Consider the following 13,506-nt stretch of genomic DNA (forward strand, 5'->3'; position numbering starts at 1 on the left):
TGCCGCCCTTGGATTTCAGAAGCCGCGCGGAGTCACCAAGCCGGACTCGTAGGCGAGGACGACGAGTTGGGCGCGGTCGCGGGCGTGGAGTTTGGTCATGGCCCGGTTGATGTGGGTCTTCGCGGTCAGCGGGCTGATCACCATGCGGTCGGCGATCTGGTCGTTGGACAGGCCCTGCGCGACCAGCGCGACCCCTCGTCGCCCACGAACAGCGGCAGCAGTGCCGTGAACCGCGCGCCTTCGACGGTGTGGAGGCCGCCTGATGAACACCGGCCCGCGTCGCACGCTGCGGCTCCTGCCCTGGACCGGCCCAGAAGCCAAGCCGTGCTTTCTGATCACCGACGACGGGGGCGGACGCGTATCCCGTCTGGCCGACATCACCGAAGCGACCCAGCTCGACATGGGTGCCCAGCTCCTCGCCCACGCCGACGACCTGCTCCCCGACGCCACCGAGGCACAACTCCGCTTCCTCGCCGAGCGGCTGGTCGAAGCCCTGCGGGACATCCTCCGTGTCGCGGAAAGCCGAGGGCAGAGGTACGACGAGGAGCGTCTCTTCCCATGACGCCCGCCGCCGACCGGACTCCCGCGTCACCCGAGTGCACCCTCGCCGCCCACCCCGGCTACCAGGACCTGCACACCGACTGCCGCCAGACCTGCGACCTGCCCCTCCCCTTCGCCCTCGGCATCCTGCTCCAGCCCCGCTGCGGCTGCCCGTGCCACCCGTACGGCAGCGGCAGCCGTGGAACGCCGACGCCCCCCGCCCGATGACTCGGACAGGGGGCGTCAAGAACAACCCGCAGCAACCGCCTACTTGACCGGCTCCGGCTCCGGCGCACTCGCGGAGTCCGCCGTCCCCGCCGGGGGCTCGCCCCCGTCGTCGCCCTCACCCTCGTCGGACACCGGCGTCTTCACCGAGTCCAGGAGGAGCTGGGCGACGTCCACGACCGTGATGGACTCCTTGGCCTTGCCGTCGTTCTTCTTGCCGTTGACGGAGTCCGTGAGCATCACGAGGCAGAACGGGCACGCCGTCGACACGATGTCGGGGTTCACCGACAGCGCCTCGTCGACACGCTCGTTGTTGATGCGCTTGCCGATCCGCTCCTCCATCCACATCCGCGCACCACCCGCGCCACAGCAGAAGCCCCGCTCCTTGTGGCGGTGCATCTCCTCGTTGCGGATGCCGGGGACGCTGGCGATGATCTCGCGCGGCGGCGTGTAGATCTTGTTGTGGCGGCCCAGGTAGCAGGGGTCGTGGTAGGTGATGATGCCCTCGACCGGGGTGACCGGGATGAGCTTGCCCTCGTCCACCAGGTGCTGGAGCAGCTGCGTGTGGTGGATGACCTCGTAGTCGCCGCCGAGCTGCGGGTACTCGTTGCCCAGCGTGTTCAGGCAGTGCGGGCAGGTGGCGACGATCTTCTTCGCGGACTTCGGCTTCGCCGACTCGGGCGTCACCTTGCCCTCGTCGTCCATCTCCTCGCCGAACGCCATGTTCAGCGCCATGACGTTCTCCATGCCGAGCTCCTGGAACAGGGGCTCGTTGCCGAGACGCCGGGCGGAGTCACCGGTGCACTTCTCGTCGCCGCCCATGATCGCGAACTTGACGCCCGCGATGTGGAGCAACTCCGCGAAGGCCTTCGTGGTCTTCTTCGCGCGGTCCTCCAGGGCGCCCGCGCAGCCGACCCAGTACAGGTACTCGACCTCGGACAGGTCCTCGATGTCCTTGCCGACGACCGGGACCTCGAAGTCGACCTCCTTGAGCCACTCCAGGCGCTGCTTCTTCGCCAGGCCCCAGGGGTTGCCCTTCTTCTCCAGGTTCTTGAGCATCGTGCCCGCCTCGGACGGGAACGCCGACTCGATCATCACCTGGTAGCGGCGCATGTCGACGATGTGGTCGACGTGCTCGATGTCCACCGGGCACTGCTCGACGCAGGCACCGCAGGTGGTGCAGGACCACAGGACGTCCGGGTCGATGACGCCGTTGTCCTCCAGCGTGCCGACCAGGGGGCGCTCGGCCTCCGCCAGGGCAGCGGCGGGCACACCGGCCAGCTGCTCCTCGGACGCCTTCTCCTCGCCCTCCATCGTCTTGCCGCCGCCGGCCAGCAGGTACGGCGCCTTGGCGTGCGCGTGGTCGCGCAGCGACATGATCAGCAGCTTCGGGGAGAGGGGCTTGCCCGTGTTCCACGCCGGGCACTGCGACTGGCAGCGGCCGCACTCGGTGCACGTGGAGAAGTCCAGCAGGCCCTTCCACGAGTACTGCTCGACCTGCGAGACGCCGAAGACGTCGTCGTCCCCCGGGTCGGTGAAGTCGATCGGCTTGCCGCCGGAGGTCATGGGCTGGAGGGCGCCCAGCGCCGTCCCGCCCGTCGCCTCGCGCTTGAACCAGATGTTGGGGAACGCCAGGAAGCGGTGCCAGGCCACACCCATGTTGGTGTTCAGGCTGACCGTGATCATCCAGATCATGGTCGTGCCCAGCTTGATCATCGCGAAGAAGTAGACGAGGTTCTGCAGCGCCGCCACGCTCAGGCCCTTGAAGGCCAGGACCAGCGGGTACGAGGCGAAGTACGCGGCCTCGTAGCCGTCCACGTGGTGGAGCGCGCCCTCCAGGCCCCGCAGGACGTAGATGGCCAGGCCGATCGTGAGGATGACGTACTCGACGAAGTACGCCTGGCCCATCTTCGAGCCGGCGAAGCGGGACTTGCGGCCCGGGCGCGACGGCAGGTTCAGCAGGCGGATCACCATCAGCGTGGCGATGCCGAGCGTCGTCATGGCCGCGATGAACTCGATGTAGAGCTCGTACGGGAGGAAGCCGCCGAGCACCGGCAGCGTCCAGTCGGCCTGGAACAGCTGGCCGTACGCGGTGATGATCGTCGGCGGCAGCGTCAGGAAGCCGATCGCCACGAACCAGTGGGCGATACCGACGATCCCCCACCGGTTCATGCGCGTGTGGCCGAGAAACTCCTTCACCAGGGTCACGCTGCGCTGGTAGGGGTTGTCGGTCCGGGTACCGGCGGGCACGGGCTGGCCCAGCTTGAAGTACCGGACGAACTGGCCGATCGCGCGTGCGAGCAGCGCGACGCCGACCACGGTCAAGACCAGCGACACGATGATCGCGGCGAGTTGCATGGGGGCTCCTCGGGCCTGCGAGGGTCTGTCGGGGGAACCTGTCGTTATCGAGGGTTCCCCGAGATTACTAAGCGGTAACTTATGCAGTCCGTCTGAGACTACCCCTATCTTCCGCCGCACTGTAGCCGGGTGGGCAGTGATCTGAATCGCTGAGGGTTGCCTCAGGAACCGCCCGGATCCGCATCGCGATCCCGCCGTGTTATTCGTACCGAATTGTCATAGTGACGCCTAACTTATATCCGTGCTCTATGGGATCGCAGCCGCCGCCACCGCCCTCCTCCTCACCGCCCTGCTCGCGGCCGCCCTCCGGATCCCCGCCCTGCGGCTGCGGCTGGTCGAGCGGCGGCGGCAGCGGGAGGTGCCGTTGTCGGGGGGTGTCGCCGTCGTGGTCGTCACCGGGTCGGTCGTGGGCGTCGAGGAGTGGGGTTCGGCCGGGAGCGGGATCGGCGGGCTGCTCGTCGCCGGCGGCGCCGTCGCCCTGCTCGGGCTCGTCGACGACGTGTGGCGGCTGCGGCGGCGGGTGCTGACTGCCGGTACGGGCGTGGCGGCCGCGTGTGTCGTGCCGTACGCGGAGGCGGGGGTGGGGACCGGGCTGCTCGGGGTCCTGTGGGTCGTGGGGGTGACCTTCGCCTTCCGGGGGCTCGACCACGCCGACGGGCTCGCGGGGGCGGTCGGGGTCGTCGCCGCCTTCGGGGTGGCGGCCTGTGCCGCCGTGGACGTGATGGACGGGATCGCCGCGCTGATGAGCGTGCTGGCCGCCGCGCTGACCGGGTTCCTGCTGCACAACTGGCACCCCGCGCGCGTGGCACTGGGCAGTTGCGGGTCCATGGCCGCGGGGTTCGTGATCGCCGTGGCCGCCGTGCACGTCCGCGCCGGGTTCGGCGTAGCGGAGAGCGCCGGGGTGCTGTTCGCGCTGACCGCCGTGGTGTGTGCCGACGCCGTACTGGTGCTGCTGTCGCGGCGGTTGGGCGGGCGGGCGGTTCTCCGGAGCGGGCCGGATCATCTCGCGCACCGGCTGCGGCGGCTCGGGCTCACCGTGCCCGGGGTCACTCTGCTGCTGGCGGCCGGGGCGGTCTCCGGTGTGCTCGTCGGGGTACTCGCGCATGCCGACCGGGTCGGCGGCGACGCCCTGTGGTGGGTGGCCGGAGTGGCTCTCGTGGTCGTGTTCGCCCTCTCCCGGGTGGCTGTGTACGCCGATCGACGCACCGTATCGCCGCAGGTCAGGGCGTCGTTGCGTGTAAGGAACGGATAAGACTTGAGCCAGGTCGACTCAGCTCTGTTGACCGGTGGAGAGCCGTCGTGCACACTTGAGTCCGTTCCACTCAAGTCAGCTGGAGGAATCAACCATGGCACGTGCGGTCGGCATCGACCTGGGCACGACTAACTCCGTCGTCAGCGTTCTGGAGGGCGGCGAGCCCACCGTCATCACCAACGCCGAGGGCGCCAGGACCACGCCGTCCGTCGTCGCCTTCGCCAAGAACGGTGAGGTGCTCGTCGGAGAGGTGGCCAAGCGTCAGGCGGTCACCAACGTGGACCGGACCATTCGCTCGGTCAAGCGGCACATGGGCACCGACTGGAAGATCGAGCTGGACGGGAAGCCCTTCAACCCGCAGCAGATCAGCGCCTTCGTGCTCCAGAAGCTGAAGCGGGACGCCGAGTCCTACCTGGGCGAGAAGGTGACCGACGCGGTCATCACCGTCCCGGCGTACTTCAACGACTCCGAGCGCCAGGCCACGAAGGAGGCCGGCGAGATCGCCGGTCTGAACGTGCTGCGCATCGTCAACGAGCCCACCGCGGCCGCGCTGGCGTACGGCCTCGACAAGGACGACCAGACCATCCTGGTCTTCGACCTCGGTGGCGGTACGTTCGACGTCTCGCTGCTGGAGATCGGCGACGGTGTCGTCGAGGTGAAGGCCACCAACGGTGACAACCACCTCGGTGGTGACGACTGGGACCAGCGCGTCGTCGACTACCTGGTCCAGCAGTTCCAGTCCGGCCACGGCGTGGACCTGGGCAAGGACAAGATGGCCCTGCAGCGTCTGCGCGAGGCCGCCGAGAAGGCGAAGATCGAGCTGTCCTCGTCCACCGAGACCTCGATCAACCTGCCCTACATCACCGCCTCCGCCGAGGGTCCCCTGCACCTCGACGAGAAGCTCACCCGCGCCCAGTTCCAGCAGCTGACCGCGGACCTCCTGGAGCGCTGCAAGACGCCGTTCCACAACGTCATCAAGGACGCCGGCATCTCCATCAGCGAGATCGACCACGTCGTCCTCGTCGGCGGCTCGACCCGTATGCCCGCCGTCGCGGAGCTCGTCAAGGAGCTGACCGGCGGCAAGGACGCCAACAAGGGCGTCAACCCGGACGAGGTCGTCGCCATCGGCGCCGCCCTCCAGGCCGGTGTCCTCAAGGGCGAGGTCAAGGACGTCCTGCTCCTCGACGTCACCCCGCTGTCCCTCGGCATCGAGACCAAGGGCGGCATCATGACCAAGCTCATCGAGCGCAACACCACGATCCCGACCAAGCGGTCCGAGATCTTCACGACGGCCGAGGACAACCAGCCGTCCGTGCAGATCCAGGTCTACCAGGGCGAGCGCGAGATCGCGGCGTACAACAAGAAGCTCGGGATGTTCGAGCTGACCGGTCTGCCCCCGGCGCCCCGCGGCGTCCCGCAGATCGAGGTCTCCTTCGACATCGACGCCAACGGCATCATGCACGTGACCGCGAAGGACCTGGGCACGGGCAAGGAGCAGAAGATGACCGTCACCGGCGGCTCCTCGCTGCCGAAGGACGAGGTCGACCGCATGCGCCAGGAGGCCGAGCAGTACGCGGAGGAGGACCACAAGCGCCGCGAGGCCGCCGAGTCCCGCAACCAGGGCGAGCAGCTCGTCTACCAGACGGAGAAGTTCCTCAAGGACAACGAGGACAAGGTCCCGGGCGACATCAAGACCGAGGTCGAGGAAGCCGTCGGTGAGCTGAAGGAGAAGCTCAAGGGCGAGGACACGGCCGAGATCCGCACCGCCACGGAGAAGGTCGCGGCCGTCTCGCAGAAGCTCGGCCAGGCCATGTACGCCGACGCCAATGCCGCGCAGGCCGCCGGCGGCGACTCCGCCGGAGCCGGCGCGGGTGCCGGTGCCGGTGACGCCAAGGCCGACGACGACGTCGTCGACGCCGAGATCGTGGACGACGAGCGGAAGGATGGTGCCGCGTGACGGAGGAGACCCCGGGCTTCGACGAGCAGCAGCCCGACGTCCCTTCCGGCGCCACCTCCGACGACGCCGAGCCGAAGGCCGCCGACTCCCCCTCGAAGGAGGAGGGGGCGGCCCCGGCCGGGGACACGGGCCAGGACGTGGCTCTGGTGGCCCAGCTGGACCAGGCCCGCACGGCGCTCAGCGAGCGCACGGCGGACCTCCAGCGCCTCCAGGCCGAGTTCCAGAACTACCGCCGCCGGGTAGAGCGTGACCGGATCGCGGTCAAGGAGATCGCCATCGCGAACCTCCTGACCGAGCTCCTGCCCGTGCTCGACGACATCGGCCGCGCGCGTGAACACGGCGAACTGGTCGGCGGCTTCAAGTCCGTCGCCGAGTCGCTGGAGAGCACGGCGGCCAAGATGGGCCTCCAGCAGTTCGGCAAGGAGGGCGAGCCCTTCGACCCGACGATCCACGAAGCCCTGATGCACAGCTACGCGCCGGACGTCACCGAGACGACGTGCGTGGCGATTCTGCAGCCCGGGTACCGGATCGGCGAGCGCACCATCCGCCCCGCGCGGGTGGCGGTGGCCGAGCCCCAGCCGGGGGCGCAGACGGTCAAGGCGGAGGAGTCCGCCGAAGCCGACGACAAGGAGAGCGGTGGCCCGGACGAGGGCTGACGTCATAGCGGACGAAGGGAAGGAGGGGCGTCGAGGATGAGCACCAAGGACTTCATCGAGAAGGACTACTACAAGGTCCTCGGCGTCCCCAAGGACGCCACCGAGGCCGAGATCAAGAAGGCGTACCGGAAGCTCGCCCGCGAGTTCCACCCGGACGCCAACAAGGGAAACGTCAAGGCGGAGGAGCGCTTCAAGGAGATCTCCGAGGCCAACGACATCCTCGGGGACCCCAAGAAGCGCAAGGAGTACGACGAGGCGCGCGCCCTCTTCGGCAACGGCGGCTTCCGCCCGGGGCCCGGCGCGGGCGGCGGCTCCTTCAACTTCGACCTGGGCGACCTCTTCGGAGGCGCCCCGGGCGGCGGCCAGGGAGCCGGCGGTTTCGGCGGTGGACTCGGTGACGTCTTCGGGGGCCTGTTCAACCGTGGCGGCGCGGGCCCGGGGACGCGCACGCATCCCCGGCGCGGCCAGGACATCGAGTCCGAGGTCACGCTGAGCTTCACGGAGGCGATCGAGGGCGCGACCGTCCCGCTGCGGATGTCCTCGCAGTCGCCCTGCAAGGCCTGTTCGGGCACCGGCGACAAGAACGGCACCCCGCGGGTGTGCCCGACCTGCGTCGGCACCGGGCAGGTCGCCCGGGGCAGCGGCGGTGGCTTCTCCCTCACCGACCCCTGCCCGGACTGCAAGGGCCGCGGCCTGATCGCGGAGAACGCCTGCGAGGTCTGCAAGGGCAGCGGCCGGGCCAAGTCCTCGCGGACCATGCAGGTACGCATCCCCGCGGGCGTCAGCGACGGCCAGCGGATCCGGCTGCGCGGCAAGGGAGCGCCGGGCGAGCGCGGCGGCCCGGCGGGCGATCTGTACGTGGTCGTGCACGTCGACTCCCACCCGGTGTTCGGCCGCAAGGACGACAACCTCACCGTCACGGTCCCGGTGACCTTCGCCGAGGCGGCCCTCGGCGGCGAGGTCCGGGTGCCGACGCTGGGCGGCCCGCCCGTCACGCTGAAGCTGCCCCCGGGCACGCCGAACGGCCGTACGATGCGCGCCCGGGGCAAGGGCGCGGTCCGCAAGGACGGCACCCGCGGCGACCTCCTGGTCACCGTCGAGGTGAGTGTTCCGAAGGACCTGACGGGGAAGGCTCGTGACGCGCTCGAGGCGTATCGCGAGGCGACCGCGGGTGAGGATCCGCGGGCGGAGCTGTTCCAGGCCGCGAAGGGAGCATGAGTCAGATGGACGGTCGTCGACGCAACCCGTATGAACTGACCGAGGAAACCCCGGTCTACGTCATCTCGGTGGCGGCCCAGCTGTCCGGCCTGCACCCGCAGACCCTGCGCCAGTACGACCGTCTGGGCCTGGTGTCTCCGGACCGCACTCCGGGCCGGGGCCGCCGCTACTCGGCCCGGGACATCGAACTGCTGCGCACCGTCCAGCAGTTGTCGCAGGACGAGGGCATCAACCTGGCGGGCATCAAGCGCATCATCGAACTGGAGAACCAGGTCGCCGCGCTCCAGGCCCGCGTGGCCGAGCTGGAGGACGCGCTCGACGGCGCGGCGGCGGCCATGCGCCAGCGCGAGGCGGCGGTGCATGCGTCGTACCGCCGTGACCTGGTGCCGTACCAGGAGGTCCAGCAGACCAGCGCGCTGGTCGTGTGGCGGCCGAAGCGGCAGCAGCAGTCGGACTGACGCGCGTACGCCTGCGAAAAGGGCCGGGAGGACACTCCCGGCCCTTTTCGTATGCCTTGGGGCGATTTCGCTGGCCCTCCTGTGGATGACCGAATGATGCAAGTCACTTGGAGGTGATTCCGCAGAGTCTTCACAACTGCTGCGGAGCGTGGTGTTGTCATCTCGTTAAGTGGTTCCGCTTGACGCTGAGGGGCGCGTCCGCGTTGGCTTTTCAGTCACATGGGCCACAAAGTGTGCCCACGTCCGAATCACACGCGAAGTGAGCTCCGCATGCGTCGTCGTATCTCCATATCCGTGGCCGCGGCCGCGATGTCCGTCACGCTCGCCGGCTGCGGCGTGCTCAACGCGACCGGGAGCAGTGACGACGCGAGCCCGACGAAGGGCAACGACATCACGGTGGGCCTGCTGCTCCCGGAGAAGGCGAACACGCGGTACGAGAACTTCGACTACCCCATCATCAAGAGGAAGGTCGAGTCCCTCACCAACGACCGGGGCCGCGTCGAGTACGCCAACGCCGAGGCGAACGCCGACCAGCAGGCCGACCAGTTGCAGCAGATGATCGACGACCGGGTCGACGTGATCCTGCTGGACGCCGTCGACTCGCACGCCATCGCCGACGGAGTGACGAAGGCCAAGGAGGCAGGCATCCCGGTCATCGCCTACGACCGGCTCGCCGAGGGCCCGATCGAGGCGTACATCTCCTTCGACAACGAACTGGTCGGCGAGGTCCAGGGACGCACCCTGCTGGAGGCCATCGGTGAGAAGGCGAGCCTCTCCGACAAGATCGTCATGATGAACGGCTCGTCGACGGACCCGAACGCCAAGCAGTTCAAGGCCGGTGCGATGTCCGAGCTGAACGGCAAGGTGACGATCGCCCAGTCCTTCGACACCAAGGACTGGAAGCCGGAGAACGCGCAGGCCAACATGGCCGAGGCGATCGAGAAGATCGGCAAGGACAACATCGACGCGGTGTACTCCGCCAACGACGGCATGGCCGGTGGCATCGTCAAGGCGCTGGAGGCCGCGGGCGTGACCGACCTGCCGCCGATCACCGGCCAGGACGCGGAGCTCCCGGCGGTGCAGCGGATCATCGCCGGCGAGCAGTACATGAGCGTGTACAAGTCGTACCCGCAGGAGGCCGAGAACGCCGCGGAGATGGCCGTGGCCAAGGTCCAGGGCCGCGACATCCAGTTCGCCGCCCTGACCCGCGACAAGGTCGACAGCCCCACCCACAAGGGCATCCCCGCCCAGCTCGTGCCGGTGGTCGCCCTGACGAAGTCCAACATCAAGGACACGGTCGTCGCCGACGACGTCTACAAGCTGTCGGACATCTGCACGGCGAAGTACAAGGCGGCTTGTGAGGCGATCGGCCTGAAGTAGCCACGCCGTTCGCCGTCTTCCGCCCCCTTGAGCCCTCCGCCTCACCCCCGGAGGGGTCCGGTCGGCACCAGAGTGATCCGGTCGGTACCGGAGCGATCCGGCTGGCCTCCGGCGGGATTCGGTCACCCCCCGGCCATGTGCTGCAACGCGACGAGCTGAGGCGCGGAAATACCGGTGCTTACCGGTGGTTTCCGGCGAGGTCGGCGCGGGGAGCCGTGTTGCGGAGCAAGTCCCGTCCGCGCATAGTTGCGCTGCGAAGGACGGCGAAACCGGGGGTGGGATGGGCGATGGCCGGGCACGGGGCGGAGGAGCATCCTCACGGTGCTGACCGACTGTGCGAGGCGGGGGATCGTGTGTACTCCCGGGCCGTACGGCGGGGCCGCGTGGCGCGCCGGGACGCGGATCCGGTGCCCTGCCTGCTGGAACTCGCCCTGCTGCACCCGGACCCCGACGACATGGACTGGCTGGTGCCGACCTCCCCGCAGGAGGTCATGACCCGGCTGCTGCGCGGGATGTACGACGAGGTCAGCGCGAGCCAGCGGCGGGTGGGTTCGGCCGTGGCGGCGTTCGAGTGGTACGCCGGGCTGGGGCGTCAGGTGCAGCCGGCCCCGTCGGCGGGCGAGGGCTCGGCGATCCGGGTGCTGGACGGCCTCGCCCGGATCCAGGCCGCGATGGACGAGGCGACCCAGGCGTGCACGACCGAGGTGCTCACGGTGCAGCCCGGCGGCATCCGGCGCGAGGCGGAACTCTCCGAGGGGCTGCACCGGGCGCTGACGCTGCGCGGCCGTGGCGTGCGGATGCGGGACCTGTACACGCATGTCGCCCGGCACGGGCAGGGACTGCTGAACTATCTGGAGCTGATGGGCGACGCGGTGGAGGCGCGCACGCTGGACGAGGTGATCGACCGGCTGATCCTCTTCGACCGGACGGTCGCCTTCATCCCCGCCAACACCGACCGCACGATGGCCCTGGAGCTACGGCACCCGGCGATCGTCGAGTATCTGGTCACGGTGTTCGAGCGGCTCTGGCGCCTGGCCATCCCGCTGACCGCCCCGCTCCCCGACACCGGCATCGAGGGCATCTCCCACCGCGAGCAGTCCATCGCCGCGCTGCTGGCGGAGGGACACCAGGACGCGGTGATCGCCGAACGGCTGGGGATAAGCGTGCGGACGTGCCGGGCGCACATCGCCCGGCTGTCGGAGACGCTGGGGGCGGCGAGCCGCACGCAGTTGGGTGTGCGGATCGCCCAGGTGGGCCTGGACGGTCCCCCGCGGCCGGCTGCCTCCCCTACCCTCAGCGTTCCTGGTCAAGAATCCCGGACTGCCCGATGAGGTAGCCCAGTTGGGCCCTGCTCCGGCTGCCCAGCGTCGCGGCGAGCTTGGCGATGTGGACGCGGGCCGTGCGGATGTTCATGCCGAGCCGGTCGGCGATGACGGCGTCGGTGTGGCCTTCGGTGAGGAGGGCGGCTATGGCGCGTTGGCGGGGCGTGATGCCGTTGTGGGAGGGCTGAGGGGCGGCTTCGGGGAATACCGGGGTGGCAAGGCGCCAGAAGCGGTCGAAGGTGGTGGACAGGTATCCGACGATGGCCGGGTGGCGTATCTCCAGCGCGAGGTCGCCGTTGCCGTCGGCGGGGAGGAAGGCGACGACCCGGTCGACGATGATGAGCCGGTCGGTGAGCTCGTCCAGGGCGCGCGCCTCGATGTCGCCCCTCAGCCGTTCCTGGTGCGCGACGGTCAAGGGGGAGTGGCGGAGGGTGTGCTGGTAGAGGGTGCGGATGCGGCCGCCGCGGTCCAGCAGAGCCTGGTCGCGGTCCGTGGCGACGGCATAGGCCGCCTCGACCCGTTGCCTGGTGAGCTTGGTGCGCGGCTGGATGGTGAGCAGCTCCAGGGAGGCGTCCGCCATGGCCTCGGTGATGGCCTTGTTGATCCGCTCCTTCCCGTTGAGGAGCGTGAGCGTCGGTGTGGTGGCCGCAGCCGCGCGATGCCCTTCGAGAGCCATGAGCGGCTCGAATGTCTCGGCCAGCCGTTCCTCCCGCCGTCGTTCGCGCGCGATCCGTTCCCCGGAGGTCCGCAGCAGCCGGTGGAGAGCGACGGCCGGCGCCACGGGCTCGAGCCGGTCGAGGTCGTCGACGGCGGGGTGCAGCAAACCGAAGTCCGTCAGGCAGGGCGCGGCGGGGACCGCGTCGGCGGGTACGTGCCCTTCGCGCAGGGCCCGTTCGTACAGCTCCGTCCTGGCACGGCACAGTTCTTCCGCGTCGTGCATGGGGTGTGGCGCCGACGTCACTCGGGACTTCCTCCTCTTCAGTGGTCCTGCTGCAGGATCCCCGACTGCGCTATGAGGTATCCGAGTTGGGCTCGGCTGCCACTGCCCAGGGCCGACGCCAGCTTGGCGATGTGAGCACGGCAGGTGCGGACGTTCATGCCGAGGCGGCGTGCGATGGCCTCGTCGACGTGGCCCTCGACCAGAAGCTTGGCTATGGAGTGCTGGACGTCCGTGATACCGCCGGTGGCCGCTTCGTACGGCGTGCCGGTGCTCAGTGGGACCGCGCGGTCCCAGAGGTATTCGAAAAGCTTGATCAGGTAGCGGACCAGGCCGGGGTGGCGCAGTTCCAGGGCGACCTGCTGGTCGTCCCGGGCGGGGATGAAGGCGACGGTTTGGTCGCAGATGATCAAACGTTCCACCAGCTCGTCTATGGTGCGGTACTCCGCCTTGCCGTCGGAGAGCCTGGCCGCGTAGGCCAGTTGCTCCGGGTTGTAACGGGCGGTGTGCTGGTACACCGTACGGATTCGCACGCCCCGTTCGATGAGTGGCTTGTCGCGTTCCAGCCCTCTCAGGAGGCTGCGTTCGGACATGCGGTCGCTCGGCTGGAGGGTGAGGACCTCGGTCCGGCACTGGACTGTGGCCATGTTGAGTGCGGCGTTGATACGTTCACCACCTTCCAGCACGGTGATGGAGTCACTTACCGTTGCGATCTGGGTGCCCAGGGCCATGAACGGCTGAAAGGTCTCCGCGAGGTCGACGGCCAGGCGCCTGCGCTCGGCGATCTCGTGTTCCAGGGGGTTGAGTTGCCGGGAAAGGGCGACGACCGGGGCCACGGGGCGCAGCCAGTCGGGATCGTCCGGATCGGGGTGGAGCAGGGCGAACTCCATCAGGCAGGGGGCCGGTTCCACGTCTGCGCGTGCGATGCGTCCGGTGCGCAGAGCGGTGGCGTACAAGCGTCCGCCCTCCTCGCACCACTCGGTCATCGCATGGGGATGTGTCCCTTTTGCTCGATCTGTGGTCAAATCTCCACCCCCCAGGGTCCTGAACATGCAGGAACATGATGCATCGATTGTGTGGCCATGACGTGCCCGAATGAGCCATCGTCGTACTCGACGGGGGAAAAGGGGACCTTCAAGTGAGGACGAAGCCGACTATGCGGAACAGAATGCTTCGCTCGGTGCTTGTCGCCGCCTTCTCCGT

General features: G+C 69.0%; 12 protein-coding genes and 1 pseudogene. 9 read left to right on the forward strand and 4 right to left on the reverse strand.

The window, feature by feature from the left end:
* Nucleotides 1-15: 15 nt before the first annotated feature.
* Nucleotides 16-207 (reverse strand): annotated as a pseudogene (locus CP976_RS23405) (response regulator transcription factor); the annotation flags it as partial.
* A gap of 55 nt (nt 208-262) precedes the next feature.
* Between CP976_RS23405 and CP976_RS23410 the strand changes: the two are divergent.
* Nucleotides 263-562 carry a hypothetical protein gene (locus CP976_RS23410; RefSeq protein ID WP_150482143.1) on the forward strand — a complete coding sequence of 100 codons (300 nt, stop codon included), beginning with the start codon at nt 263-265 and terminating at the stop codon, nt 560-562.
* A complete protein-coding gene (locus CP976_RS23415) occupies nt 559-768 on the forward strand; it encodes a hypothetical protein (protein ID WP_150482144.1) in 210 nt (69 codons plus the stop codon). The genes CP976_RS23410 and CP976_RS23415 overlap by 4 nt, the downstream gene beginning before the upstream one ends.
* Nucleotides 769-807: 39 nt before the next feature.
* Here CP976_RS23415 and CP976_RS23420 read toward each other — a convergent pair whose 3' ends face one another.
* Entirely contained in the window at nt 808-3,123 is a 2,316-nt protein-coding gene (locus tag CP976_RS23420) for a (Fe-S)-binding protein (protein ID WP_150482145.1), read from the reverse strand.
* A 241-nt stretch (nt 3,124-3,364) separates the two neighbouring features.
* Between CP976_RS23420 and CP976_RS23425 the strand changes: the two genes are divergently transcribed.
* From CP976_RS23425 to CP976_RS23455, 7 genes are all read left to right on the forward strand, one after another.
* Complete coding sequence (locus CP976_RS23425; RefSeq protein ID WP_150482146.1) at nt 3,365-4,375, forward strand: MraY family glycosyltransferase; 1,011 nt, start codon at nt 3,365-3,367, stop codon at nt 4,373-4,375.
* A gap of 94 nt (nt 4,376-4,469) precedes the next feature.
* A complete protein-coding gene (gene dnaK, locus CP976_RS23430) occupies nt 4,470-6,332 on the forward strand; it encodes a molecular chaperone DnaK (protein ID WP_150482147.1) in 1,863 nt (620 codons plus the stop codon).
* On the forward strand, nt 6,329-6,988 hold the full coding sequence (gene grpE, locus CP976_RS23435) for a nucleotide exchange factor GrpE (RefSeq protein ID WP_150482148.1): 660 nt from the start codon (nt 6,329-6,331) through the stop codon (nt 6,986-6,988). The genes dnaK and grpE overlap by 4 nt, the downstream gene beginning before the upstream one ends.
* Nucleotides 6,989-7,024: 36 nt before the next feature.
* On the forward strand, nt 7,025-8,206 hold the full coding sequence (gene dnaJ, locus CP976_RS23440) for a molecular chaperone DnaJ (protein ID WP_086844019.1): 1,182 nt from the start codon (nt 7,025-7,027) through the stop codon (nt 8,204-8,206).
* Between the two features lie 5 nt (nt 8,207-8,211).
* Entirely contained in the window at nt 8,212-8,664 is a 453-nt protein-coding gene (locus CP976_RS23445; RefSeq protein ID WP_020269597.1) for a heat shock protein transcriptional repressor HspR, read from the forward strand.
* 270 nt (nt 8,665-8,934) lie between these two features.
* Complete coding sequence (locus CP976_RS23450; protein WP_167537395.1) at nt 8,935-10,044, forward strand: sugar ABC transporter substrate-binding protein; 1,110 nt, start codon at nt 8,935-8,937, stop codon at nt 10,042-10,044.
* A 287-nt stretch (nt 10,045-10,331) separates the two neighbouring features.
* Nucleotides 10,332-11,375 (forward strand): helix-turn-helix transcriptional regulator, encoded by a 1,044-nt coding sequence (locus tag CP976_RS23455; RefSeq protein ID WP_150482150.1) that lies wholly within the window; start codon nt 10,332-10,334, stop codon nt 11,373-11,375.
* On the opposite strand, the gene CP976_RS23460 is transcribed toward CP976_RS23455, so the two are convergent.
* Nucleotides 11,338-12,327, reverse strand: a complete 990-nt coding sequence (locus tag CP976_RS23460; RefSeq protein ID WP_150482151.1) for a helix-turn-helix transcriptional regulator — start codon at nt 12,325-12,327, stop codon at nt 11,338-11,340. The two genes, CP976_RS23455 and CP976_RS23460, sit on opposite strands and share 38 nt — an antisense overlap.
* A 17-nt stretch (nt 12,328-12,344) precedes the next feature.
* The gene (locus CP976_RS23465; protein WP_150482152.1) at nt 12,345-13,355 is read right to left on the reverse strand and encodes a helix-turn-helix domain-containing protein; all 1,011 of its coding nucleotides are present in this window, start codon (nt 13,353-13,355) and stop codon (nt 12,345-12,347) included.
* Between the last annotated feature and the right edge of the window lie 151 nt (nt 13,356-13,506).

This window comes from Streptomyces coeruleorubidus (assembly GCF_008705135.1).
Taxonomy (GTDB): Bacteria; Actinomycetota; Actinomycetes; order Streptomycetales; family Streptomycetaceae; genus Streptomyces; species Streptomyces coeruleofuscus.

Bases quoted from the DNA above. Each gene is read 5' to 3' on its own strand.
- CP976_RS23410 (WP_150482143.1), top strand. From the start codon at position 263: ATGAACACCGGCCCGCGTCGCACGCTGCGGCTCCTGCCCTGGACCGGC.
- CP976_RS23415 (WP_150482144.1), top strand. From the start codon at position 559: ATGACGCCCGCCGCCGACCGGACTCCCGCGTCACCCGAGTGCACCCTC.
- CP976_RS23420 (WP_150482145.1), bottom strand. From the start codon at position 3,123: ATGCAACTCGCCGCGATCATCGTGTCGCTGGTCTTGACCGTGGTCGGC.
- dnaK (WP_150482147.1), top strand. From the start codon at position 4,470: ATGGCACGTGCGGTCGGCATCGACCTGGGCACGACTAACTCCGTCGTC.
- dnaJ (WP_086844019.1), top strand. From the start codon at position 7,025: ATGAGCACCAAGGACTTCATCGAGAAGGACTACTACAAGGTCCTCGGC.
- CP976_RS23445 (WP_020269597.1), top strand. From the start codon at position 8,212: ATGGACGGTCGTCGACGCAACCCGTATGAACTGACCGAGGAAACCCCG.
- CP976_RS23450 (WP_167537395.1), top strand. From the start codon at position 8,935: ATGCGTCGTCGTATCTCCATATCCGTGGCCGCGGCCGCGATGTCCGTC.
- CP976_RS23455 (WP_150482150.1), top strand. From the start codon at position 10,332: ATGGCCGGGCACGGGGCGGAGGAGCATCCTCACGGTGCTGACCGACTG.
- CP976_RS23465 (WP_150482152.1), bottom strand. From the start codon at position 13,355: ATGTTCAGGACCCTGGGGGGTGGAGATTTGACCACAGATCGAGCAAAA.